Source organism: Xanthomonas sp. NCPPB 1062 (assembly GCF_041481705.2).
Classification (GTDB): domain Bacteria; phylum Pseudomonadota; class Gammaproteobacteria; order Xanthomonadales; family Xanthomonadaceae; genus Xanthomonas; species Xanthomonas euvesicatoria.
Map to the genome: position 1 here is coordinate 3,047,185 of NZ_CM192987.1, position 22,831 is coordinate 3,070,015.

17 protein-coding genes are annotated in these 22,831 nt (G+C 63.1%); 9 read left to right on the forward strand and 8 right to left on the reverse strand.

Annotated elements, in window-relative coordinates; translation table 11 throughout:
* Window positions 1–373 precede the first annotated feature (373 nt).
* The gene (locus tag ACCQ16_RS13350) at window positions 374–1,957 is read right to left on the reverse strand and encodes a transglycosylase SLT domain-containing protein (RefSeq protein ID WP_011347957.1); all 1,584 of its coding nucleotides are present in this window, start codon (window positions 1,955–1,957) and stop codon (window positions 374–376) included.
* A 292-nt stretch (window positions 1,958–2,249) separates the two neighbouring features.
* Between ACCQ16_RS13350 and ACCQ16_RS13355 the strand changes: the two genes are divergently transcribed.
* Window positions 2,250–3,755 carry a helicase HerA-like domain-containing protein gene (locus ACCQ16_RS13355; RefSeq protein ID WP_277572655.1) on the forward strand — a complete coding sequence of 502 codons (1,506 nt, stop codon included), beginning with the start codon at window positions 2,250–2,252 and terminating at the stop codon, window positions 3,753–3,755.
* Between the two features lie 50 nt (window positions 3,756–3,805).
* On the opposite strand, the gene nudK is transcribed toward ACCQ16_RS13355, so the two are convergent.
* Window positions 3,806–4,426 carry a GDP-mannose pyrophosphatase NudK gene (gene nudK / locus ACCQ16_RS13360; protein WP_218492050.1) on the reverse strand — a complete coding sequence of 207 codons (621 nt, stop codon included), beginning with the start codon at window positions 4,424–4,426 and terminating at the stop codon, window positions 3,806–3,808.
* 352 nt (window positions 4,427–4,778) lie between these two features.
* Here nudK and ACCQ16_RS13365 point away from each other — a divergent pair, with 352 nt between their 5' ends.
* A complete protein-coding gene (locus ACCQ16_RS13365; protein WP_008577509.1) occupies window positions 4,779–6,053 on the forward strand; it encodes a DUF4013 domain-containing protein in 1,275 nt (424 codons plus the stop codon).
* Between the two features lie 137 nt (window positions 6,054–6,190).
* Here the strand turns inward: ACCQ16_RS13365 and ACCQ16_RS13370 are convergent, their stop codons facing one another.
* The gene (locus tag ACCQ16_RS13370) at window positions 6,191–7,657 is read right to left on the reverse strand and encodes a rhomboid family intramembrane serine protease (RefSeq protein WP_029819763.1); all 1,467 of its coding nucleotides are present in this window, start codon (window positions 7,655–7,657) and stop codon (window positions 6,191–6,193) included.
* Window positions 7,658–7,768: 111 nt separating this feature from the next.
* On the opposite strand from ACCQ16_RS13370, the gene greB reads away from it, so the two are divergent.
* Window positions 7,769–8,275: a transcription elongation factor GreB gene (gene greB / locus ACCQ16_RS13375; protein WP_011347962.1), complete on the forward strand. Its 507-nt coding sequence runs from the start codon at window positions 7,769–7,771 to the stop codon at window positions 8,273–8,275.
* A gap of 323 nt (window positions 8,276–8,598) precedes the next feature.
* Here the strand turns inward: greB and rimO are convergent, their stop codons facing one another.
* Entirely contained in the window at window positions 8,599–9,975 is a 1,377-nt protein-coding gene (gene rimO, locus ACCQ16_RS13380) for a 30S ribosomal protein S12 methylthiotransferase RimO (protein ID WP_011347963.1), read from the reverse strand.
* 180 nt (window positions 9,976–10,155) lie between these two features.
* On the opposite strand from rimO, the gene ACCQ16_RS13385 reads away from it, so the two are divergent.
* From ACCQ16_RS13385 to ACCQ16_RS13400, 4 genes are all read left to right on the forward strand, one after another.
* A complete protein-coding gene (locus ACCQ16_RS13385) occupies window positions 10,156–10,818 on the forward strand; it encodes a dienelactone hydrolase family protein (RefSeq protein WP_007963954.1) in 663 nt (220 codons plus the stop codon).
* The gene (locus tag ACCQ16_RS13390; protein WP_008577500.1) at window positions 10,815–11,249 is read left to right on the forward strand and encodes an HIT domain-containing protein; all 435 of its coding nucleotides are present in this window, start codon (window positions 10,815–10,817) and stop codon (window positions 11,247–11,249) included. The genes ACCQ16_RS13385 and ACCQ16_RS13390 overlap by 4 nt, the downstream gene beginning before the upstream one ends.
* Before the next feature lie 27 nt (window positions 11,250–11,276).
* A complete protein-coding gene (locus tag ACCQ16_RS13395; RefSeq protein WP_008577498.1) occupies window positions 11,277–11,444 on the forward strand; it encodes a LiaI-LiaF-like domain-containing protein in 168 nt (55 codons plus the stop codon).
* 410 nt (window positions 11,445–11,854) lie between these two features.
* The gene (locus ACCQ16_RS13400; protein ID WP_029819764.1) at window positions 11,855–12,040 is read left to right on the forward strand and encodes a LiaI-LiaF-like domain-containing protein; all 186 of its coding nucleotides are present in this window, start codon (window positions 11,855–11,857) and stop codon (window positions 12,038–12,040) included.
* 22 nt (window positions 12,041–12,062) lie between these two features.
* Here the strand turns inward: ACCQ16_RS13400 and dcd are convergent, their stop codons facing one another.
* Together dcd and apbC are read right to left on the reverse strand one after the other, a co-directional pair.
* Window positions 12,063–12,632 carry a dCTP deaminase gene (gene dcd / locus ACCQ16_RS13405; protein WP_008577495.1) on the reverse strand — a complete coding sequence of 190 codons (570 nt, stop codon included), beginning with the start codon at window positions 12,630–12,632 and terminating at the stop codon, window positions 12,063–12,065.
* Window positions 12,633–12,723: 91 nt separating this feature from the next.
* Window positions 12,724–13,575: an iron-sulfur cluster carrier protein ApbC gene (gene apbC / locus ACCQ16_RS13410; RefSeq protein ID WP_031423356.1), complete on the reverse strand. Its 852-nt coding sequence runs from the start codon at window positions 13,573–13,575 to the stop codon at window positions 12,724–12,726.
* Between the two features lie 335 nt (window positions 13,576–13,910).
* Here apbC and ACCQ16_RS13415 point away from each other — a divergent pair, with 335 nt between their 5' ends.
* A complete protein-coding gene (locus tag ACCQ16_RS13415) occupies window positions 13,911–16,901 on the forward strand; it encodes a TonB-dependent receptor plug domain-containing protein (protein WP_277572654.1) in 2,991 nt (996 codons plus the stop codon).
* 360 nt (window positions 16,902–17,261) lie between these two features.
* Window positions 17,262–20,318 carry a TonB-dependent receptor gene (locus ACCQ16_RS13420; RefSeq protein WP_277572653.1) on the forward strand — a complete coding sequence of 1,019 codons (3,057 nt, stop codon included), beginning with the start codon at window positions 17,262–17,264 and terminating at the stop codon, window positions 20,316–20,318.
* A gap of 298 nt (window positions 20,319–20,616) precedes the next feature.
* On the opposite strand, the gene ACCQ16_RS13425 is transcribed toward ACCQ16_RS13420, so the two are convergent.
* Both ACCQ16_RS13425 and ACCQ16_RS13430 read right to left on the reverse strand, forming a co-directional pair.
* The gene (locus ACCQ16_RS13425) at window positions 20,617–21,012 is read right to left on the reverse strand and encodes a hypothetical protein (protein ID WP_228607703.1); all 396 of its coding nucleotides are present in this window, start codon (window positions 21,010–21,012) and stop codon (window positions 20,617–20,619) included.
* A 199-nt stretch (window positions 21,013–21,211) separates the two neighbouring features.
* Window positions 21,212–22,807, reverse strand: coding sequence for a phytoene desaturase family protein (locus ACCQ16_RS13430; RefSeq protein ID WP_277572652.1), 1,596 nt, complete (start codon window positions 22,805–22,807; stop codon window positions 21,212–21,214).
* Window positions 22,808–22,831 lie beyond the last annotated feature (24 nt).

Sequence of the window (22,831 nt, forward strand, 5' to 3'; positions counted from 1 at the left end):
ACCAGGCGTTTCCGGTGATACGCCGCCCCTACGCGCACGCCATCCTGCTCAGCCTCGGATGAAGAACATCCGGCATAAAACGGGCTGTTTGGATGGTTTGGTTGCGACCGGGTCCGCTCCCACGGCAACCACCAGGCTTGTCGTGCGCTCGCTGCCAACGTAGCAGCGAACCTGGCCGCGACGAGGCCTTCCCCACAAGGCCTCGCACCCCCGCGCACCGTTTTCCAACCTTCGACTGACGACACGCTGCGCGTGCCGGGGCTACCGGAACGGCTTTGGCACAGCCTGGCCTGCCCCACGCCAGCGGGTTCAGGCCGATGCGCACCGCCGTTTGAAGGGTGCGGACATCAGCAACGCTCCACCAGCGCCCGGTTCAGCGATCGCACCCCGCCAACCTGATGCTCTGCCCCGGCTTGAGCGCATACGACGGCGCTTTCAAGCCGTTGGCCTTGGCCAGCTCCTTGATCTCGCATTGGTACTTCTGCGCGACGCGACCGAGCGTGTCGCCCTTGGCGATGGTGTAGCTGCGCACCTGCTTTGCCTTGGGCTTGGCCACTGCCGGCTGACCGGTGGCGACGGTGGTCGGGACGCCGGCCATCTGGCTGACATCGCCCACCGCCACGCTGGGCACGTACTCGGGCGCGCTGCTGCTACGCACGATCGCGCTGTTGAGATCGGCAGTGATCAGGGTGCGCGCCAGATCCGCACGCGGGCCATTGACGCAGTAACGGGTGTAGAGGTTGACGATGCGGTTGGTGGCATTGATGACCGTGCCGGCCGGAATCCAGCCATCGGATTCGTAACGTGGGTTGAGATTGCGCAACGCACGCATGTAGCCGTCGCGTGTGCCCATGCTGCCTAGGCAGATGGTGAGTTCGTAGATGGTGGTCGACTTGGCCAGCTTGAGCGTGGCCGGCTGCGCATCGAGCTTGGGAAAGTCCACCCCGTATTGACGCGGGTGCAGGAAGATCCACGCCGCCGCGATCACCATTGGCACGTAGTCCTTGGTTTCGGCCGGGAACTGGTTATAGACGTCCTGGTCCCAGAAGCCGCGCCCGCCGCTCTGCGCGAACACGCGCGCGGCACGGCCTTCGCCACCGTTGTAGGCGGCCAGTGCCAGTTCGATGCTGCGGTTGAGCCCGGCCATGCGCTCATTGAGGTAAGCGGCGCTGGCTTCGGCGGCGCTGCGTGCATCGAAGCGGGTGTCGAAGCCGGTGCCGTCCGGGCCCAGCCCGAAGCGACGTCCGGTGGCGGGCATGAACTGCATCAACCCGGCGGCACCAGCGCGCGAGCTGGCATGCACCTTGCCGTTGGATTCCTTGGCCATGATGCCGAACAGCAGCGCTTCTGGAAGGCCGCGCTTCTGCCATTCCGGCCACATCACGCCGCGCAGGTTGCTGTAGTTCTCGTAGCTGGTCAGCAGCGCCGGGCGCATATCGGTGAGCCAGCGCCGGATGCCGGCCTGCACGGCCGGGTTGTACTGCACCATCTTGTCGAACTCGTGGCGCTGGTCGTTGAGCAGCGTGGCGGCACGCGCGGCCTCGGGCACGCCGTTCGACGCCGGGCCCAGATGGTCCGGGTCGGCTTGCAGCAGCGTGTCGTCGTCTTCCGGATCTTCGGCGGCCGGCGCCTCGGCATCGGCGCGCGCCTTGAGCAGGCGCTTGTAGGTGGCCAACTGATTGGACACCAGGCAACCACGCTGCTTGATGCAGGCGTCGATGATGTCTTCCATGTCCTCCAGCGCAGCATCGCCTTCGGCAGTGCCCTTGGGGTCGGAGTTGTTCACCAGCACCAGCGCATCGCGATAGCGCTTTTCGGCGGCGGCCATGCGCGCATCGAGCGCGGCGGCCTTCTCCGTGTCGCGTTTGGAGATGGCGTGGGCGGCGGGGACGACAGACATCAGCGCCACCACAGCCAGGACAGGCCATGGGCGCAAACCAAAATGAGCGAGCGGCATCGTAGGCAGTACAGCGGAAAGGCAGGCAGGGTAGCTGCCGGGGCAACATCGGGGCAAGGCAGCGAGGCCACCGGGGTCAGTGGGCCGTTAGCTTGGTGGGCGCGGTCGATGCGTGCAGTACCTGCAAACCGGCGCACCGACGCGAACGATCGAGTGCGTCTGCGGCTGCCGCGCGGCGTGCGTGCGTCGCCCGTTCGACCCAGCCTGCCTGCCAGGATCTGCCGCGTTGCCGGTTGGCATTGCCCGCTGGGATTGCCCGCTAGAATCGGCCCTTTCCTACCGGATCAGCGCAATGGCCTCGTTCCTGCTCGGCAAAGGCGTCACCGACGATATCCCTGTAGTGCTGGAAGGACGCTTCGGCAACCGCCACGGGCTGGTGGCCGGCGCCACCGGGACCGGCAAGACCGTGAGCTTGATGACGCTGGCCGAAGGCTTCTCGCGGCTGGGCGTTCCGGTGTTCCTGGCGGACGTGAAAGGCGATGTCGCCGGCCTGGCCGTGGCTGGCGATGGCGCGCCCGGCGTGCTGCAGCGCGCCAACGATTTGGGCATGACCGACTACGCCCCGGCCGCCAACCCGGTGGTGTTCTGGGACCTGTATGGCCAGATGGGGCACCCGGTACGTACGACGGTCAGCGAGATGGGCCCCACCCTGCTCGCCCGGATTCTGGAACTCAACGACACCCAGTCCGGCGTACTCGACATCGTGTTCAAGCTGGCCGACGACCGCGGCTTGCTGCTGCTGGACCTGGACGACCTGCGTGCGCTGCTCGCGCTGGTGATCGAAGAGCGCAAGGAGCTCTCCACCAGTTACGGACTGGTGTCCAGCCAATCGGTTGCCGCCATCCAGCGCGCCTTGCTGCGTTTGTCCCAGGACGGCGGCGAACAGTTCTTCGGTGAGCCTGCGCTGGAGCTGGCCGAACTGATGCGCGTCGCGCCGGATGGCCATGGCGTGATCGGCATCCTGGCTGCCAACCAATTGGTGCTCAAGCCGAAGCTGTATTCCACCTTCCTGCTGTGGCTGCTGTCGGAACTGTTCGAACGCTTGCCCGAAGTGGGCGACCTGGAAGAACCCAAACTGGTGTTCGTCTTCGACGAGGCGCACCTGCTGTTCGACGATGCGCCGGCGGCGCTGGTGCAGCGCATCGAACAGGTGGTGCGCCTGATTCGTTCCAAGGGCGTGGGCGTGTATTTCTGCTCGCAGTTTCCCGACGACATTCCCGACAATATCCTTGGCCAGCTCGGCAACCGCGTGCAGCACGCGTTGCGCGCCTACACGCCGCGCGACCAGAAGGCGGTCAGGACCGCCGCGCAGACCTTCGTCGGCAATCCCAAGCTCGATGTCGCCACCGCCATCTCCAGCCTGGGCACCGGCGAGGCGCTGGTGTCGCCGCTGCAGGGCAAGGGCGTGCCGGCGCCGGTACAGCAGACGTTGATCGCACCGCCGCGCTGCCGCATGGGCGCCATCAGCGAAACCGAACGCGCGCAGGTGCGCGCGGCAAGCCCGGTCGGCACCCGCTACGACACCGCGATCAACCGCGAATCGGCTGCCGAACTGCTGGCGCGCCGCGTCGAACAGGCCGCCGAACACAACGCAGCCCCACCTGCCCGCACTCGCGAAGATGACGACGCGCACGACAGCGGCTTCGGCCAGGCGGTCAAGGACGCGGTCTTCGGCACCCGCCGCCGCCAGGGCATGCTGGAAGCGATGGCCAAGCAGACCTCGCGCACGGTGGGCAACAAGATCGGGCAGCAGATCGTGCGCGGCATCTTCGGTAGCATTTTTGGTGGGAAGCGATGATCTGCTTGATCGCCGCTGCCACGTCTCGATGGCACCGTCGCCGTGAAGGGCTACCGCGTGTTGGCGTGAACGGACTCCAACACGTCATGCAACTTGGCGTACTGCAACAGCATGATGGTCTTGGCATCGGCGATCTCCCCTGAGCCGATCATCGCCAGCGCTGCATTCAGTGACAGCTCCAGCACTTCGATCTCTTCGCCGTCTTCTTCGAGTCCACCGCCGCCGCTGACCTTGTCGCCGTCGACGTATTCGCCGACGAAAAAGTACAGGCGTTCGGTGACCGAGCCAGGGCTCATGAAGGCCTCGAATACCTTGCGCACGTTGTCGATCCGGTAGCCGGTTTCCTCTTCGGTTTCCTTGCGGATGCAGGTCAGCGCATCGTCCTGGTCGAGCAGGCCGGCGCAGGCTTCGATCAACATGCCATCCGGGTTGCCATTGAGCAGCGTCGGCAGGCGGAACTGGCGGGTGAGCATCACCGTCTGCTTGGCGCGGCTGTACAGCAGAATGGTGGCGCCATTGCCACGATCGTAGGCCTCGCGCGACAAGGTCTGCCAGCGGCCGTCCTTGCGCTGGAAATCGAACGTGACCTTGCGCAGCACATACCAATTGTCCGAGAGCACATCGATGCTGCGGATGCGGACCTGCGGGTTGCCGGTGGCAGAGGGAATCAAGCGACACTCCTTGTGGTGCAAGCGAGCAGTGCCACGGTTGCGGCGCGCACGGTCGCTCGTAGGGCCGCGAGAGTGCGGCGGGCCACCATTTTACCTGTCGCTCAGCTGGCACCTCAGGCAGTCACGCACGCACCGCGTCGGCGGTCTGCCGATGCGCTTAGGGTGATGTCTGACACAGCATGCTTCGATGTAGGGCCGGCACTGACGCACGGCCTGGCCAGCAGTATCCAGACCATGCCCGCAACACGTCGCCGGTCGCTGGCGATCCGGGTTCGCCGGCTTGCCCTCCCCCAATTGCGTGGCGGCGCACGGCCCCGCACAATCCCTTCACATCACACGCCTGGGGAGCGTCATGGAAGACCGTTTTCGCGCACGCAAGGTGGCCGCGCTGGCTGCGCCTGCACCGTTCTGGACCCGCATTCCCGCCATCGCCACCTACCCGCTGCGTGGCTCGGCGCTGTATGCGCTGATCGCATTGACGCTGTGCAGCGCCTTGCTGGTGCTGCCGGGCATCCTGAAACTGGTGATTGCCGGTGTGCTGGGCATGGCGACCTATACCTATGCCTTCGACATTCTGCGCCACACCGCCGATGGCCAGACCGATGCGCCACGCCTGGGCTATAACAGCTTCGACAGCGCGGTACTGCGCCTGATCCTGCTGGCCGTCGCGCTGGGCATCGTGATCGGCGTAGGAGCCGTGATCGCCGGCCCGTTCGGCCTGACCATCGCCTATCTGGGCACCATGCTGCTGCTGCCTGGCATGCTGATCTCGCTGGCCATCGACGGCAGCCTGCGCCGCGCGCTCAACCCCGCCGTCTCCATCGACATGGCGCTACGGATCGGCTGGCCGTATCTGGCCGCCTACGGCCTGCTCTACGTGATCCAGGGCAGCGGCACGGCAGCGGTCTTCTTCGCTACCAAATACCTACCGCCGCTCGTGCGCGAAGCGACGGTCATGGTGACCTCGATCTGGACGCTGTTCGCCAGCTTTCACCTGCTGGGGTATCTGGTGTACCAGTACCACGAGGAGCTGGGCTATGTGCCCAGTGGCGCGGATGCGCACGAACGTAGCGACCCGGACCAGCGCCTGCTCGACGAAGCGGAACAGTACGTGCGCGACGGGCATTCCGACGAAGCCTTTCAGGCCCTGCGCGGTGCGGTGCGCTCGCGCGCGGTGAGCCTGGCGGTGCACGAGCTGTATCAGCGCCTGTTGCGCCAACACCATCGCAACGACGAGCTGCGCGAACACACTCGCCAATACATCAATCGCCTGTTGCAGGAAAAGCAGGAACGGCGTGCACTCGCGCTGCAGCGCGAAGCGCTGGACATCGACCCCACGTTTACGCCGCTGACGCCCGAGCAGGCCAACCTGCTGGCCGAGCGCGCAAGGATGGCCGGGCAGTTCCAACTGGTCACCGATGGCCTGCTGGCCGCCATTGCTGCGTGGCCGCGCGACCCGATGCTGCCTGCCTGGTCGCTGGACGCCGGCGTGCTGCTGGCCGAGCGCTTCGGGCGCGATGATCAGGCGCGCGCCGTATTGCAGAACGCAAAGGATCGCTGCGACGACGAAGCACTGCGCGCGAAGCTGGACGCGGCACTGAAAGCGGTGACGATTCAGCCGGCGTGATCGGCTGAGGAACCGTTCTGCAGGTTCCAGGTAGACAGATTCCCATCAAGCTCCGACCCATGCATGCCAGCCAGCGCGACCGGCCCTTGCCCGCCCGGCGCCGCGCGGTCAAAGAGCATGCGTTGGGCAGAAACCGCTCAACCGTTTTCGAGCAAAAAGCGCGCTTTGTTGGCCTGTCCCTGCTCTGGAAACTGATCCAGCAGCTGGCGCAGCAAGCGCGTGCGCTGCGCACCGTCCTGCAGCTCACCGTGACGCAAGGCAAGCACGAACCATTGTTGGGCCAATTCATCGCGCGGCGTACTCAACTCGCTCTCCTTCAATAGACGCTCGGCATCGGCCAACAGGCCGTTACGCATGCATGCAGCGATCAGCGCCATGCGCGCCGTCGGGCTGCAGGCAATCCTGGCCTTACTGAGTTCGGCGGCAACTGCCAGCTGGATGCGTGTCTGTTCGGCGCTATGGGTCTGCAGGGCCAGCAGCGTCTCGGCATGGCGCAGGCTGTCCTGGCTGCGCCCTGCATGACGCGCAGCGCGATAGCGCGCAAGCGCAACCTCCAGATTGTGCGGCTGCTCGCTCGCCAACTCCGCCAGCAAATGTTCGGCCTCGGCGTTTTCCATCCGGCCCAGGTGGCGCTGCGCACGCTCCCAGCGATCGTCCACCGCAACCGCGTCGCCCTCCTGCATAAATTCTGGCCGAGTTTGTCGCAGCACCACCAGCAAGGCGCCCAGCAACGCACCGCTCACCAGTCCGCCGGCATGCGCCTCGAAGGCGACTGCGCCGTCGTCGCTGGATGCCAGGCTATACAACTCCCAGCCCAGCCACAGCGGCAACAGCAGGATCGCAGGCCCGCGCACGTAATTGAAGACGACGAAAAACCAATAGAAAAAACGCACCCTGCGCCTGCCCCAGACCACGCAGAACGCACCCATCAGCGCGGCGATGGCACCGGAGGCACCCAGACCGCCACCGGGCTCGCCCCAGCGCCACCACAAGCTGGCCAGGCTGGCGCCGAATCCGCCGAGCAGATACAGCACCAGGAACCAGCCACTGCCGATGGCGCCTTCCAGCAAGGTACCCAAGGCAAGCAGGAACAGCATGTTGCCCAGCAAATGATCGAAGCTGCCGTGCAGGAACGTGGCAGTCAGCATGCGCGCTGGCGACCATTCGGAACTGCGCTGCACATGGCGCAGCGTAAATATCCTGGACAGCCGCGTGTCGTAAGGCGCACGCAATGCGCGCCACTCGCGCAGACGCGCGTCGTCGTTGAACAACGTGCCGCTGCGCAGGGCGTGTTCGAAGGCGACATCGTGCATCGTCAGGTGCGCCAGATACGCGATGCGTTGCGGTTTAGGCACGCTGTCCAGCTTTGCCTGGCGTGCCGCGCGCAGCTTGGCGTTGGCGGTCTGCTGCAGGTAGCGCGCATGCGCATCGGCCTCCAGCGCGCCCAAGCCGGAGTGCACGTAGTAGTGCACGGCGCTCTCGACCAGGCTGTCGTCCTTGCGCTGGTAGCCCAGGTAGACCGCCACATTGATCAGCACCAGCAGCAGCGTCACCCAGGGGATGTTCTGTCGCGACCAGGGTTTGTGCAGCGGCATGATCAGCATGACAACATCCGTGTCTTAAGAATGGCGGAAAGCTTCGCTGTGCGGCGGCAGATGCGCAAGCACGTCATGCGCGCTAGCATCGCGGCCCCGCCGTTGGAAATTGCCTGCCCCATGAGCCGCTGGCGCCCGCCTGCCGAGAAAAGCACTGCGCTGATCACGCCCGAAGGCCATGCCCGCCTCAAGGCCGAGCTGGACGACTTGTGGCGCGTGCGGCGGCCCGAAGTAGTCCGTGCCCTTGCGGCGGCCGCCGCAGAAGGCGACCGCTCTGAAAATGCGGAATACACCTATCGCAAGAAGCAGCTCGGTGAAATCGATCGGCGTGTACGCTATCTGAGCAAGCGGCTGGAAGCGCTGCGCGTGGTGGACACCGCACCCACCGACGCGAACGCGGTGTTCTTCGGCGCACAGGTGGAACTGGAAGATGCCGACAGCGGCGAGTTGCTGCGCTACCGCATCGTCGGCCCGGACGAAACCGATGCCGGACGCGGCTGGATCAGCATCGATTCGCCGCTGGCGCGCGCACTGCTGAAAAAGCGCGTGGACGACGAATTCGACGCGCACTTGCCGGCCGGCAAGCACACGTTTGTGGTGGTGTCGGTGCAGTACGTGCCGCTGTAAGGGATATACAGCGCGCGAAGCGATTCTGGCGCGTGCATCGGCAACGGCGGTAATCGAGGCCACAGAGAACCGAACACCCAGTGCCCCAGGACTGCCGCGTGACCTGCTGATACGCTCGCGCCCCGACCACCCTCATGCGGCGATGTCATGCCCACAGGCGATGTTGGTGCGCAGCGCGTCGTGCCGGGGGCGGCTGCGCGTCGCCAGCCTCGTCGCGCTCAGGCACGCTCCTACGGCTTGGCGTGCCCACCGCGGCATGTGCGCCGACGGTTCGGCACAGTCGGGAGCGCCGACGCCATCGGCCAGCCGGCATCCTGCTGCGGCTAAACGATCTGCAGGTTCAATGTCCGCCCTGGCTGCTGCACCGCGGGGCCAGACGGCAATGCATCGCCAAACAGATCGTGCTCGTCGCTGTCGGTGATTTCCACATCGACCAGATCGCCCACCTTCAAGCCGAGCTCGCCGCCGTTCTGGATATGCACCAGCCCATCGATTTCCGGCGCATCGGCACGCGAGCGGGCCACCGCGATGTCGTCTTCGATCACATCCACCAGGCACTGCTGCACGCTGCCGATCTTGGATTCCAGGCGCAACGCAGAGATCTGCGCCTGCTTGGCCATGAAGCGCGCCAGGCGCTCGTGTTTCACTTCTTCGGGCACCTGATCCGGCAATGCGTTGGCGCTGGCGCCATCGACCGGCGAATACGCAAACGCACCGACGCGGTCCAGCTGCGCCTGATCCAGGAAGTCCAGCAAGGATTCGAATTCGGCATCGGTTTCGCCGGGGAAACCGACGATGAAGGTCGAGCGCACGGTGATCTCCGGGCACATCGCCTTCCAGCGCTGCACGCGCTCCAGGGTTTTTTCCACCGCGCCCGGGCGCTTCATCAACTTGAGGATGCGCGGGCTGGCGTGCTGGAACGGGATGTCCAGATACGGCAGCAGCCTGCCTTCGGCCATCAGCCCAATCACATCGTCCACGTGCGGATACGGGTACACGTAATGCAGGCGCGTCCACACGCCCAGCTCCGACAACCCCTCGCACAGCGCCTTCATGCGGGTCTGGTACATGCGGTCGCGCCACGGACGCTCGGCGTACTTCAGGTCCACGCCATAGGCCGAGGTGTCCTGCGACACCACCAGCAATTCCTTGACGCCACCGCGCACCAACCGCTCGGCTTCGCGCAGCACCTCATCGACCGGACGCGAGACCAGATCGCCGCGCATCGAGGGAATGATGCAGAAGCTGCACCGGTGATTGCAGCCTTCGGAAATCTTCAAGTAAGCGTAATGGCGCGGGGTCAGCTTGATGCCGTAGTCCGGCACCAGATCCACGAACGGGTCGTGACGCGGCGGCAACGCGGCGTGCACTGCCTCCATGACGCTCTGGTAGTCCTGCGGGCCGGATACTGCCAGCACCTGCGGATACGCCTCACGAATCTGCTCCGGGCGCTTGCCCAGGCAGCCGGTGACGATGACCTTGCCGTTGGCGTTCATCGCTTCGCCGATCGCGTCCAGCGATTCGGTCACTGCCGAATCGATGAAGCCGCAGGTATTGACCACCACCACATCGGCAGCGTCGTAGCTGGGCACGATGTCGTACCCCTCCACGCGCAGCTGGGTGAGGATGCGTTCGGAATCGACGAGCGCCTTCGGGCAGCCAAGGCTGACGAAGCCGACTTTAGGGTTCAGCTGGGACATGGAAGCAGGAGCCTGGGAAGCGGAGCGGCCTGGGGCCTGAGCGGGTCAATTATAGCGGCGCGGGGGCGACGCTCTGAACCGCATGCCGCGCAAGCGGGGTCATCTTAGCGGAACCCTCACCTTCGCCCCCGCCGATCCGTTCGATAATGCGCGCCTCCCCGGACTGCAGCAGGAGTTTCCATGGGTCACTGGACCACGCTCGACACCCCCGACGGCCAGGTTGCCGCCTGGCACGCCACACCCGCTTCCAGCCCGCGCGGCGGCCTGGTGGTGATTCAAGAAATCTTCGGCGTCAACGAACATATCCGCGCAGTGGCCGACGACTATGCCGCACGCGGCTACGAAGTGCTGGCACCGGCCTTTTTCGACCTGGAAGAAAAGGACGTGCAGTTGCCGTACGACCAGCAGAGCCTTCAGCGGGGCCTGGCGCTGGCCAACGCGGTCGGCCTGGAGCGCGCCGTGGAGGTGGTGAAATCTGCCGCCACCCTGCTCACCCGCGCCGGCAAGGTCGGTACGGTGGGCTACTGCTGGGGCGGCTCGGTCGCGCTGCTGTCGGCCATTCGCCTGGGGCTGCCGTCGGTCAGCTACTACGGCGGCCGCAACACCCAGCTGCTGGACGAAACCCCCAAGGCGCCGGTGATGTTCCACTTCGGCGAGCGCGATGCCAGCATCCCGCCCGAGGCGATCCAGGCCCATCGCGAGAAGCTGCCGCAGATGGAAACCTTCGTGTACCCGACCGGGCACGCCTTCAACCGCAGCATCGACCCCACCCACTACGACGCCGACAGTGCCGAGCGCGCACTGGAGCGCACACTGGGCTTCTTCGCGGCGCACCTGGGATGAGCGACACCGCACCGGACAGGCCTGCGGGCGACTTCCAGCTCGACCCGCGCCTGGCGGCCGATAGTGTGTTCGTGGCCGACGGGCCGCTGTCGCAGGTGCGGCTGATGGACGACACCCGCTTCCCGTGGCTGGTGCTGGTGCCACGGGTGGCCGATGTCAGTGAATGGATCGATCTGGATGGCGGCCAGCAGCGTTTGTTGCTGGCCGAAATCAACCAGCTCTCGCAGTTGCTGCGCGCCGAACCTGGGGTGGGCAAGCTCAATATCGGCGCGCTGGGCAACATCGTGCGGCAGCTGCATGTGCATCTGGTCGGCCGCCACCCCGGCGATGCCGCCTGGCCCGGGCCCGTCTGGGGCAGCGGCAGTGCGCAGCGCTTTGCGGCCGAGGCGTTGCAGCAGCATGTCGCGGCGTGGGCGCAACGGCTACGATAGGCACCTGTCTTTCAACCAGTCTCCCGCATGAAATCCAATGTCGTCGCCGCGCTGATCCTGATCCTCGTCGGCCTGCTGTTCCTGGCCAATAACCTGGGCTGGACCAATCTCAGTATCGGTCGCTTGATCGCCACCTGGTGGCCGGCCGCACTGGTTGCGTGCGGAATTGGCATGCTGTTCGGGCGCGGGAAGTAGGTCGGGCGGGGATTCGGGAGTCGGGATTGGCGAATCGCAGCAGCGGTATCTGGCTGCTAATGGCCCTAACGACCTATCTTCTGCGGTGGCATGCAGCAGCTTCCTTCTCCCCTGGGGACATTGTCCTCCTTTATGGGGGAGAAGGTGCCCCGAAGGGGCGGATGAGGGTACGGGCGAAGCCTCGTGCATTTACCGACGGCTAGTCTGAGCTGGCACTTCCGGCCCCGCCCCACATAACCGAACACTGACAGCCCAGACCCGCGTCGCCTGCCCTGATCACGCATCACCGCACTTGAGGCACTCACTGGCGATGCAACATGACGACTGTCATCCGCAACTGTTGACTTCCGGCACCTGATTGACGGGCGCATCGAGCGCAGCATGGCCTCACACCAACCGAGGATGTCGCCATGAACTACCGTCTGATTCCTGCCCTGTTCCTGATCGTCCTGGGCGCGTTGTTTCTGCTGGACAATCTGGGATTGGCGCATATGGATGTGGGCAACCTGATCGCGACCTGGTGGCCGGTGTTCCTGATCGCCGCCGGTGTGCGCCAATTGCTGCGCTACCGCGAGAAGGCGGCCGCGACCTGCTGAAGGCCACGGCCGCGCCACCTCATCAGGTCCGCGGCAGGGTCACGCCGGTCTGGCCCTGGTACTTGCCGCCGCGGTCCTTGTACGAGGTTTCGCACACTTCGTCGGACTGGAAAAACAGCATCTGCGCCACGCCTTCGTTGGCATAGATGCGCGCCGGCAGCGGCGTGGTATTGCTGAATTCCAGGGTCACGTGGCCTTCCCACTCCGGCTCCAGCGGGGTCACGTTGACGATGATGCCGCAACGTGCGTAGGTGCTCTTGCCCAGGCATACCACCAGCGTGTCGCGCGGGATGCGGAAATATTCCACCGTACGCGCCAGCGCGAAGCTGTTCGGCGGAATGATGCAGACATCCGATTCGATATCGACAAAGCTGCCGGGATCGAAGTGCTTCGGATCGACGATCGTCGAGTTGATGTTGGTAAAGACCTTGAACTCGCGCGAGCAGCGTACGTCGTACCCGTAGCTGGAAGTGCCGAAGCTGACGATGCGCTGCCCGGCAGCATCGTGCTTGACCTGGCCGGGTTCGAACGGCTCGATCATCGCGTGCTGTTCGGCCATGCGCTTGATCCAGCGGTCGCTCTTGATGCTCATGCGTGTTCCTTGAAGACGGAAGGCGGCGGGCCGAGCGGCCCGCGCGAAGACGGCGAATTCTACCAGCGGCCGGCATCGCCGGCCCGATGCGCTACAGCAGGGATGCAGAGATCGGGATGCTGGCGCGTGGGCGCTTGCCCAGTTCCTCGGCAAGCCGCGTCGCCGCCGCTAGGTAGGCCTTGGCTGCCACCGACTCTGGCGCGGCCACCACAACCGGCTGGCCGGCATCGCCTTGCTCACGGATTGCGATCTCCAGCGGCAACGACCCCAGCAACGGCACGCCGTACTGCGCCGCCATGCGCTCACCGCCGCCTTCGCCGAACAGATGCTCGCGGTGGCCGCAGTTGCCGCAGGTATGCACCGCCATGTTCTCGACGATGCCGAGCACCGGCACCTCGACCTTTTCGAACATCTTCAAGGCCTTGCGCGCGTCCAGCGTGGCGATGTCCTGCGGCGTGGTGACGATGACCGCACCGGCAACCGGAATCTTCTGCGACAGTGTCAACTGGATGTCGCCGGTGCCCGGCGGCAGGTCGATCAGCAGATAGTCCAGGTCGTCCCACAGGGTGTCGTTGAACAACTGGGTCAGCGCGGACGTCGCCATCGGCCCGCGCCAGATCATCGGGGTGTCCTGATCGACCAACAGGCCGATCGACATCGCCTCGATCCCGAATGCGCGCAGCGGCTCGATCGACTTGTTGTCCGGGCTGTCCGGCCGGCCGCTCAAACCCAGCATTGCCGGCACGCTGGGGCCGTAGATATCGGCATCCAGCACGCCGACGCGCGCGCCCAACCGATGCAGCGCCAGTGCCAGATTCACCGCAGTGGTGGACTTGCCCACGCCGCCCTTGCCCGACCCCACCGCAATCACATTGCGGATGCGCGGATGCGGCGCCAACGTGCCCTGCACCGCGTGCGCGGCGATTCTGCGTTCGCCCGTCATGCGCCAACCGCCTGCGCAACCGCGCGCGTCGCCAAGAAACCACTTTTCGCCATCGTGTTCATCGCCTACCCGGGTTGTCGTGTGCTACCGCGAGCGACTCAAGCATCGCCTTGCGCCGCATCGAAGAGGGCGTGAGTGTACCGGCTCGATCAGACGCAGCCGCCCTGTTTGCCAACGCGACACAGACGCACGTGTAGCTCGCACGTGACATTCACTGGCAAATTTCGCAGAGATGGACACAAGATTAAAGAATTGTTACGGTCGAAAATCGGTTCAGCTGGCGCTCAGCGAACCCAACTGTGCAAGTCGAATCCCAGCAAGGAATCCGCGAAATCATGTCGAGCCGTACCTCGCAACGCACCCGTCGCCATCGCCTCAGCACTGCACTTTTCGGCGTACTAGCCGCCTCTGCGGGCAATGCTGCCGCCCAATCCGAAAATGGCGTCGCGCCTGATACGACCGATCTGGACAAGGTCACCGTCACCGGATCGCGCATTGCGCGTACCGGCTTTGTCACGCCCTCGCCCGTGACGGCAATCAGCGCCGAAGAAATCCGCGCCACCGGTGCGACCACCATCAGCGACCTGATGGCGCGTATGCCGGCACTGGCACCGAGCTACACGCTGGGCAATTCCACCCGCTTCATCGGCACCGCCGGCCTGGGCCTGCTCGACCTGCGCGGCATGGGCGTGGATCGCACGCTGGTGCTGGTGAACGGGCGTCGCCACGTAGGCTCAAGCCCAGGCTCGACTGCGGTGGACGTCAACACCATTCCGGTGGAATGGGTCGAGCGCGTGGAAGTCATCACCGGCGGCGCATCGGCGGTGTATGGCGCCGACGCGGTGGCCGGCGTGGTCAACTTCATCCTCAAGAAATCCTTCACCGGTTTCGAAACGCGCGCGCAGACCGGCCTGGCCGACGAAGGCAACTACAACCGCTCATTTGCCAGCTTTTCTGCCGGTACCGATTTCGCAGGCGGTCGCGGCAACATCGCGGTGTCCGGCGAATACAGCAAACAAGATCGTTTCGGTCGCGGCAACCGCGCCATCGGCCGCGAGTATCTGGTGAGTGTGCCCAACCCCGGTTTCGACCCCACCCGTCCGCCGAGCGAAAGCAATCCGCAAAACGTGCTCAGCGGCCCCGGTGGCAATCATTCGACCTCCTACGGCGGCACCTTCAATCTGGGCACGTTCGATTTCCGTAACCCGGCAAGCTACGGCAACCGCTATCTGTTCAACGACGACGGCAGCTTCCGGCGCAACCGTTACGACGGCACCGTGGTGAGCAACACCTCGTGCGTGGACTGCGATTTCGTCGACCTCAATGCGGTAGCCGACCTGCAGCCGGGCTTCGACCGCAAAAGCGTCAACACCATGATCAACTTCGAGATCAGCGAAAACCATCGCGTGTTCTTCGAAGGCAAGTACAGCGAAACCGATTCGGAATTCTTCGGCCAACCGGCATTCGACAGCTCGCTGCGCGTGCGCCGCCAGAACCCGTACGTCAGCCCCGAGCTCGGCGCCCTGATGGATTCGCGCGGCGCCACGCAGATCCTGATGAACCGCTTCAACGTCGACGCCGGCCGCCGCGGCGAAAACATCGAACGCAAGACCTACCGCGCGGTTCTCGGCGCCGAAGGCAACCTGACCGACAACTGGACCTACGATGTGTCTGCCAATTACGGCAAGACCACGGTGGACCGCCTCAACCTCAACAACCGCATCAATGAACGTTGGCAGGCTGGCATCGACGCCGCACGCGATGCCAGCGGCAACATCGTCTGCCGCACCACGCTGGATCCGACTGCGGTCAACCCCAACACCGGCCGCGTGTACTCGGCGCTGGCCCGCGAAGGTTGCGTGCCCTTCAGTGTCTTCGGTAACGGCGCGGTCACTCCGGAAGCGGCTGCATGGTTCAACACCACCGCGCGCTCGCAAGCCAAGATCCAGCAGACCGTATTCAGCGCCTCGGTGGCCAACAGCAACCTGCTGTCGCTGCCGGCGGGCGACATCGGTTTCGCTGGCGGCGTGGAATACCGCAAGGAACAGAGCGAGGAAGTCACCGACCCGTTGGCAGCATCGGGGGCGACCTTCCTCAACGCCATCCCCAACAGTGGCGGCGACTACAGCGTCAAGGAAGTGTTCGTCGAAAGCACCATCCCGTTGCTGGCCGGCCTGCCGGGCGTGGATCGCTTGGCGCTGGACGTTGCAGGGCGCTATTCGGACTACAGCAGTATCGGCTCGACCAAGACCTGGAATATCGGCCTTGACTGGACCATTATCCCGTCGCTGCGATTGCGTGGCACGCTGGCACAGGCCGTGCGCGCACCCAGCATTGGCGAGCTGTACGACTCGCAGAGCGAAAACTTCGCCACCATCAACGACCCCTGCAATTACCTGCCCACCAATATCAATCGTCCCGGCACCGCCGGCGATGTGGCGTTGCGTCAGGCCAACTGCAGCGCGCTGGGGATTCCGGTGGGCTGGATCGACACCTTTACCTCCACGCGTCCCGGCGTGAGCGGCGGCAATCCGGAGCTCAAGCCGGAGCGCGCGCGTAGCCTCTCGTACGGTTTGGTGTGGCAGCCGGAATTCTTCGAAGGATTCGGCATGTCGATCGACTATTGGCGCATCGACCTGCGCGATGCCATCGGCACGGTGACCGCCGAAACCAACGCCACCCGTTGCGTGGACAACCCCGGCGGTATCGGCAACAGTTTTTGCGGCTTCGTGCAGCGCGCCCCGCTCGGCGGCTTCACCGACCCGCAGGGCCGCATCTATCCAGAGCACAGCATCATCGGCTGGCAGGCACTCAACGAAAACCTCGCCCGTTCGCGTCGCGTGGGCGTGGATCTGGAAATGGACTACCGCTTCCAGATCGGCGAAGGCAATACCGTGCTGCGGTTCGTCGGCACCCGCCTGATCCAGTCGCGCGAATGGGTGTTCCAGGACTTCCCGGCCGAATACGACGAGTACGTGACCTACGTGACCGACCCGCGCTGGCGTGCGCAGTTCCAGACCAAGTACAACTGGAACGAGTGGCGCGCGTCGTGGGACATGAACTATGTGGACGGCAACCTGCGGGTGACACCGGAGAGCTATAACAGCAACCCTGGCTCGGCCAGCCCGATCAAGAATGGCTCGTACGTCTATCACAACTTCCAGTTCGGCTATCAAATCCCCGGCTCGAAGATCGACGTATACCTGGGCATCGACAACGCCTTCGACAAGGATCCGCCGCGCAACTACTTCGGCTCGGATTTCACCTCTGCGCTGTATGACAACGTGGGCCGGTTCTTCTACCTGGGCACGACAGTGCGATTCTGATGGCGTCACGCGTGTAGAAGAAGCCCCGCTTGTCGGGGCTTTTTTTTGCGGTTTGGCAACGCGATGGATCATCACTCGCTGCGCAGACCACCCAACAACCTTCGAACACGCCGATTACATCAGGCAATCTGTATCGAAAGTAACCATTAACTCACGAGCGCCGCTCCAGGTCGTTTGCCCAGGTGTGCAACATAACGCCACTTTGTGCCGAATTCCTCATTTCCGATGCGGATTTGGGTTATTTCATTAACAAATCATGTCAGATGCTTGCACTCGGTAGCAGGCATTCATTACGTTCGGGTTAAGGCCATCTGACTCCCCGATGACCGCCCTATCCGAACTCCAGTTGAAAGGTCAGGAATGAGCAATCAGTTTCGTCGCCAAGTCCTCAAACGCACCGCTCTCGCCGTCGTGCTCGGTGCTTGCCTAACCAACGGCGCGGTCTACGCGCAAAGCACCACCGGCAGCATCTACGGTAGCGCTCCCTCGGAAGCCGGCAGCACCATCGTCGTTCAAAGCGACACCGGCCTCAGCCGGACGATCACCATCGACGCCAACGGCCGTTACAACCTCGGCTCGTTGCCGGTCGGCGCTTACACCGTCACCTTGAAGCGTGGCGATCAGGTCGTCGACACCCGCAAGAACGTGCAGCTGCGCGTGGGATCCGGCACCGAGGTGTCGTTTGCTGGCGCAGCTGCCAGCGGCAGCACCGATGCAACCACGCTCGGCGCGATCACGGTCACTGCCGCCAATGCACCGAAGATCGACGTCAGCTCCACCAGCTCGCGATCGGTGATCACGTCCGAACAGCTGGCAACCCTGCCGCTGGGACGCAGTGCGGAGGCGATTGCGTTGCTCGCGCCTGGTGCAGTGGCCGGCAGTGGCGCTTTCAATAACGGCTCGCGCTCGGTGGTCTCTTTCGGCGGTTCCGGCGTTACCGAAAATGCTTATTACATCAATGGTTTCAACGTCAGTAATCCGCTGAGCAACCTGGGCGGCGTCAGCCTGCCCTATGGCGCAATCGACCAGCAGGAAACCTATACCGGCGGCTATAGCGCCAAGTACGGCCGTTCCACAGGCGGCGTGATCAACCAGCTCGGCAAGCGCGGCACCAATGAATGGCATTTTGGTGCACAGGCAGTGTGGGAACCAGATTCCCTGGCAAGTTCGACTGGCGATGTCTGGTTCCCGAGCAACACCCTGCCTGCGGGTTATGGCTACACCAACCGTACCCAGCCTGGCACGCTCTACCGCAGTGGCAAGGACAACAATCAAACCCGTACTGTCTACAGCGCGTATGCGGGCGGCCCGCTAATCGAAGACAAACTCTTTATTTTTGTCGCTGGAGAAACCGATAAGACCGACGGCGTCACCACCAACGCACGCACAAGCTCTATCCAGGGACAGAACAACTACGGGTACAGCTCGCCCAAGTTTTATGGAAAGCTGGACTGGAACATCAACGATTCCAATATTTTGGAATATACCCGCATCCAGAACACTGACCGACGCGGCGGCTACTACACCGCATTCAATTACGACGATCTGAGCACTGGGGGCGCGACCGGGACTTTCCCGGATACGTTCAAGATCACTGACAAATACGACATTTTCAAATACACCGGTTATCTCACCGATGATCTGACCTTGAATGCCACCTGGGGCCGCAGCACCCAGCACAACCGCCAGTTCAACCCCAATATTTCGGACCTTCCATTCCTCGACGGCGTCACCGAGCAAGATCCGGCAATTGTGGGTAACACGCCGATTCGCAACGATCAGGCGACCAATCGAGCCAAGGCTGATGACCCGATCAGCAAGTCGCGGAGCCTCCGTCTAGAGTTGGAATACCGCCTCGGCGATCACGATTTGACCGCTGGCGTGGACAATATGTATTTCAATGCCTACAACGAGGGCGTCCGCACCACGGGTCCTGGCTATCAGTGGATCTATGGCCGCCAGGACAATCCTACTGAAGGCATTAACCCCGAACTTGGCGTCGGTGCGCCCGGCGGACAGGGCTACTACGCGCAACGTCGGATCTTTACGACAACCACGAGCATGGCGGTCGAGCAGAAAGCCTATTATTTGGAGGACCGTTGGCAGGTCAGCGACAAGTGGCTGCTGACCCTGGGCATTCGCAACGATAAGTTCACAAACTACAATAGCGACCACGTTGCCTATGTCGACAGCGGTGATCAGTGGGCGCCGCGGCTGGGTGCAAGCTGGGATGTGTTCGGCGATTCGTCACTAAAGATATTCGCCAACCTTGGGCGCTACTACCTGGCGTTACCCAATAGCGTCGCCATTCGTGGAGCATCGGCCTCAACCTATACTGACGAATACTTCACATACACTGGTATCGACGCCAATGGCGAGCCAACCGGTCTTGGAGCGATTGGTCCTGGCCCGGTCTCGAGCAATGGCGAATACGGCCAGGCGCCGGATCCCAATGCGTTCGCGCCCAGTGATCTGAAGTCGCAGTATCAGGACGAGATCATTCTTGGCTTCGAGAAAACTCTCGGCGAGAGCTGGAACTCGGGCGCCAAGGTGACCTATCGCAAGCTGCAGAGTGCGATTGATGATGTCTGCGATCCTGGCAAGATGTCCGCGAAATTGGCTGCAACCGGTGGAGATGTCAGCAGCGTGAGCATCCCGGGGTGCGTCATGTTCAACCCTGGCCAGACCAATACCTACAATCTTGCCAACGTCGACGGCTCAGGCTATACGCAATTGCGCATGAGCCAGTCCGATTGGGGTTTCACCGACAAGGCGCGTCGCAATTACGTTGCCGTGGACCTGTTTCTGGAACATCCGTTCGACGAAAAGTGGTACGGCCGTGTCGACTACACCTGGTCGCATAGTTACGGGAATACCGAAGGTCAGGTTAAGTCTGACATCGGTCAGTCCGATGTCTCCAAGACGCAGGACTGGGATGCGGCTGAGTTGATGTATTACGCAGGCGGTAGTCTGGCAAATGATCGCAGGCATCAGCTCAAGGCATTCGGTGCGTATCAGATCACGCCGGAGTGGATGGCATCGGCGACTGTACGCGTGATGTCGGGCACACCGATCTCCTGCCTGGGCTACTTCGGGTCGAATGAAGGCAATCCGATCGGATATGGCTCTGCGTACCACTACTGTGGTGGCCAGGCTTCACCTCCGGGCGACGCTGGACGTACCCCGTGGATCAAGAATCTGGATCTTGGCATTACCTACCGGCCTTCCTTCGCCGACCATAAGTTGGCGCTGGGACTTCAGGTCTTCAACGTCTTGAACGACCGCTCGGTAAATCGTGTTGAAAGCCGCTACAACACCGCGCCCTTCACCGTTCGCAACACCTATGGTGTCGGTACCGAACCCTACAACTACAACACACCGCGATTCGTCCGTCTGACTGCAGCCTACGATTTCTGATCGCAGGAACCGGATCGCCGTAATGGCGCTTCCGGAGCAGAAATCACTTGAAAAGGCCCTGGTTTCCAGGGCCTTTTTTTATCCATTACCGAAGAGTCATGGCAATCACCCTGGTATTGGTCAATCACCAAAATAACCCGTGCAACATTATGTCCAGGCGCACGCTGACCAAGCCTCCTCCTGAGTGTGCTCCAGACCCGCACAGATACAAGCCGGAATCGCACCGCGATAGATGACGCCCCATCCCGGCAGCGGGCTGGGGCAGAAGAACTCAACCGCTGGCCCTGAAGTGACTTATCTAACGCCTAACAGGTGTCCATCCAAAGTCCCATAGAAGCTCAGGCTCAGTTGTCTCGCACGGAAAGCGCCGGATCAAATCACACGCCTCCTCTTCTGTGAAAGGCGCACTACTTGTCAGCGAATAAGTTACCGATGTATCGTTTTGAATATTGCAAGACCCTCCACCCGGCGGACAAATGACTTCACTACTGCAGCCGCCCTTAATCGTCAAACGATATGGCGCAGAAGTATCCCCTCCTTCCCATTGCGCGTTATTGCAAAAATACGCCTGCTGACCGACGGGAACGCCCTCGGCACTAAAATAGACGTAATTGATTGAGTTCTTACGGGCAGCCTGGACGTCTGCTCCAGCACATGCGAGGGCAATCAACAAAGCAACAGAAGCAATCTTCACCTGACATCTCCTTGTGAGTGAAATTCGCGCAATTACCGTAAGCGCACGCCATTATTATCACTTCCCAAGATAGATTTCAGATAAAGATCACATTTTTACAAGACAAGTTAGTAAAATTATTTAATTTCTCAGATGAGTGCCTACTTCAAACCAGATCCTCCCTGGCGGCGAATTCGATTCAATACATTGCAGCAAAAACTCAACCACCCAAAATCACCCGCGCCGCATTATGTCCAGGCGCGCCAGTGACCCCGCCGCCAGGGTGGGTTCCCGAGCCGCATAGATACAGCCCGGCAATCGCGCCGCGATAGGCGCCCTGCCCCAGCATCGGGCGTGCGCTGAAAAGTTGATTGAGGTTGAGGGCGCCGTGGAAGATGTCGCCGCCGGTCAGCCCGAAGATGCGTTCCAGATCGAGCGGGCTGAGGATCTGCCGGCCCAGTACCGAGGCCGCGAATCCGGGAGCGTAGCGCTCGACCGTCGCGATCATCAGATCGGCCACCTCCTCGCGATGATCGTCCCAATGCCGGCCATCCGGCAGCTGCGGTGCCACGTGCTGGCAGAACAGGCTGGCCACGTGTTGCCCGGGCGGTGCCAGCGTGTCGTCCAGCGTGCTGGGAATCAGCAACTCGACCACCGGTTCGCGTGACCATCCCGAAGCGCGCGCATCCTGCCAGGCACGGTCCATGTAATCCAGGCTGGGCGCCAGGATGATGCCGGCAGTCAAATGATCGCCCGTGCCCGGCAAGGCGGTGAAATCCGGCAGGCGCGAGAGTGCGACATTCATGCGGAAGGTGCCCGACCCGCAGCGGTAATGGGCAATACGTTCGCGCGTTGTCGCAGGCACGTCGCCTGGCCGCATCAGGCGCTGATACAGCAGTTTCGGGTTGACGTTGGCCACGATCGCGCGGGCGTGGATCGTCTCACCGCCGGTCGTGACGACACCGACCGCACGCCCCTGCTCCACCAACACGCGCTCCACCACGCAGCCGGTACGGATTTGCACGCCGTGTTCGCGCGCGCTGGCGGCCATGGCCTGAGTGATCGCGCCCATGCCACCGATGGCGTGGCCCCATGCCCCCTTGACCCCGTTGCTCTGCCCGAACACGTGGTGCAACAACACGTATGCGGTACCCGGCGTGTGGGGACTGGCGTAATTGCCGACAATGCCATCGAAGCCGAACAAGGCCTTGATCGGCGCGCTTTCGAACCAGCGATCCAGATATTCGGCCGCTGCAATCGTAAACAGGTCCAACAGCTCCTGGCGCAATGTCAGCGGCAGGCCCTGCAACTGCAGCCCGAGCTTGCCTGCCCGCCATAGCTGCGGCAATACCTGCAACCAGCCGCCATCGGTGACATCAGGCGGTGGCTGCAAGGCCAGCGCACGCAATACGTCGGCCAACTGCTCCAACCGCGCTTCGTAGGCGGGCAATGCGGCCGCATCCCGCGCTGAAAACCTGGCAACTTCCTGTGCCGTGCGCCCTGCCCCGGCAAGCAAATAGTCACCGTTCGGCAACGGCAGAAAATTGTTGAGACGTCGCGGCACCACGTGCAGGCCATGGCGCTCCAGTGCGAGATCGGCGATGACCTTGGGTTGCAGCAACGACACCGTGTACGCCGCCACCGAATTGCGGAAACCTGGATGAAACTCCTCGGTCACCGCCGCACCGCCAACCACGTCGCGCGCTTCCAACACCAGCACCCTTTTACCAGCCTTGGCCAGATAGGCAGCGCACACCAGCCCGTTGTGGCCGGCGCCGATGATCAGTGCATCCAGGGGTTCAGAGGCGACGGGCATGCACTGGTATATAGCACCGCTCAT

What these genes read in the sequence shown, in the direction of transcription:
- apbC (WP_031423356.1), bottom strand. Translation starts at nt 13,575, where the DNA reads ATGACGGGCGAACGCAGAATCGCCGCGCACGCGGTGCAGGGCACGTTG.
- ACCQ16_RS13355 (WP_277572655.1), top strand. Translation starts at nt 2,250, where the DNA reads ATGGCCTCGTTCCTGCTCGGCAAAGGCGTCACCGACGATATCCCTGTA.
- ACCQ16_RS13420 (WP_277572653.1), top strand. Translation starts at nt 17,262, where the DNA reads ATGAGCAATCAGTTTCGTCGCCAAGTCCTCAAACGCACCGCTCTCGCC.
- ACCQ16_RS13430 (WP_277572652.1), bottom strand. Translation starts at nt 22,807, where the DNA reads ATGCCCGTCGCCTCTGAACCCCTGGATGCACTGATCATCGGCGCCGGC.
- ACCQ16_RS13390 (WP_008577500.1), top strand. Translation starts at nt 10,815, where the DNA reads ATGAGCGACACCGCACCGGACAGGCCTGCGGGCGACTTCCAGCTCGAC.
- dcd (WP_008577495.1), bottom strand. Translation starts at nt 12,632, where the DNA reads ATGAGCATCAAGAGCGACCGCTGGATCAAGCGCATGGCCGAACAGCAC.
- ACCQ16_RS13395 (WP_008577498.1), top strand. Translation starts at nt 11,277, where the DNA reads ATGAAATCCAATGTCGTCGCCGCGCTGATCCTGATCCTCGTCGGCCTG.
- ACCQ16_RS13365 (WP_008577509.1), top strand. Translation starts at nt 4,779, where the DNA reads ATGGAAGACCGTTTTCGCGCACGCAAGGTGGCCGCGCTGGCTGCGCCT.
- ACCQ16_RS13385 (WP_007963954.1), top strand. Translation starts at nt 10,156, where the DNA reads ATGGGTCACTGGACCACGCTCGACACCCCCGACGGCCAGGTTGCCGCC.
- ACCQ16_RS13400 (WP_029819764.1), top strand. Translation starts at nt 11,855, where the DNA reads ATGAACTACCGTCTGATTCCTGCCCTGTTCCTGATCGTCCTGGGCGCG.
- rimO (WP_011347963.1), bottom strand. Translation starts at nt 9,975, where the DNA reads ATGTCCCAGCTGAACCCTAAAGTCGGCTTCGTCAGCCTTGGCTGCCCG.
- ACCQ16_RS13415 (WP_277572654.1), top strand. Translation starts at nt 13,911, where the DNA reads ATGTCGAGCCGTACCTCGCAACGCACCCGTCGCCATCGCCTCAGCACT.
- greB (WP_011347962.1), top strand. Translation starts at nt 7,769, where the DNA reads ATGAGCCGCTGGCGCCCGCCTGCCGAGAAAAGCACTGCGCTGATCACG.
- ACCQ16_RS13370 (WP_029819763.1), bottom strand. Translation starts at nt 7,657, where the DNA reads ATGCTGATCATGCCGCTGCACAAACCCTGGTCGCGACAGAACATCCCC.
- ACCQ16_RS13350 (WP_011347957.1), bottom strand. Translation starts at nt 1,957, where the DNA reads ATGCCGCTCGCTCATTTTGGTTTGCGCCCATGGCCTGTCCTGGCTGTG.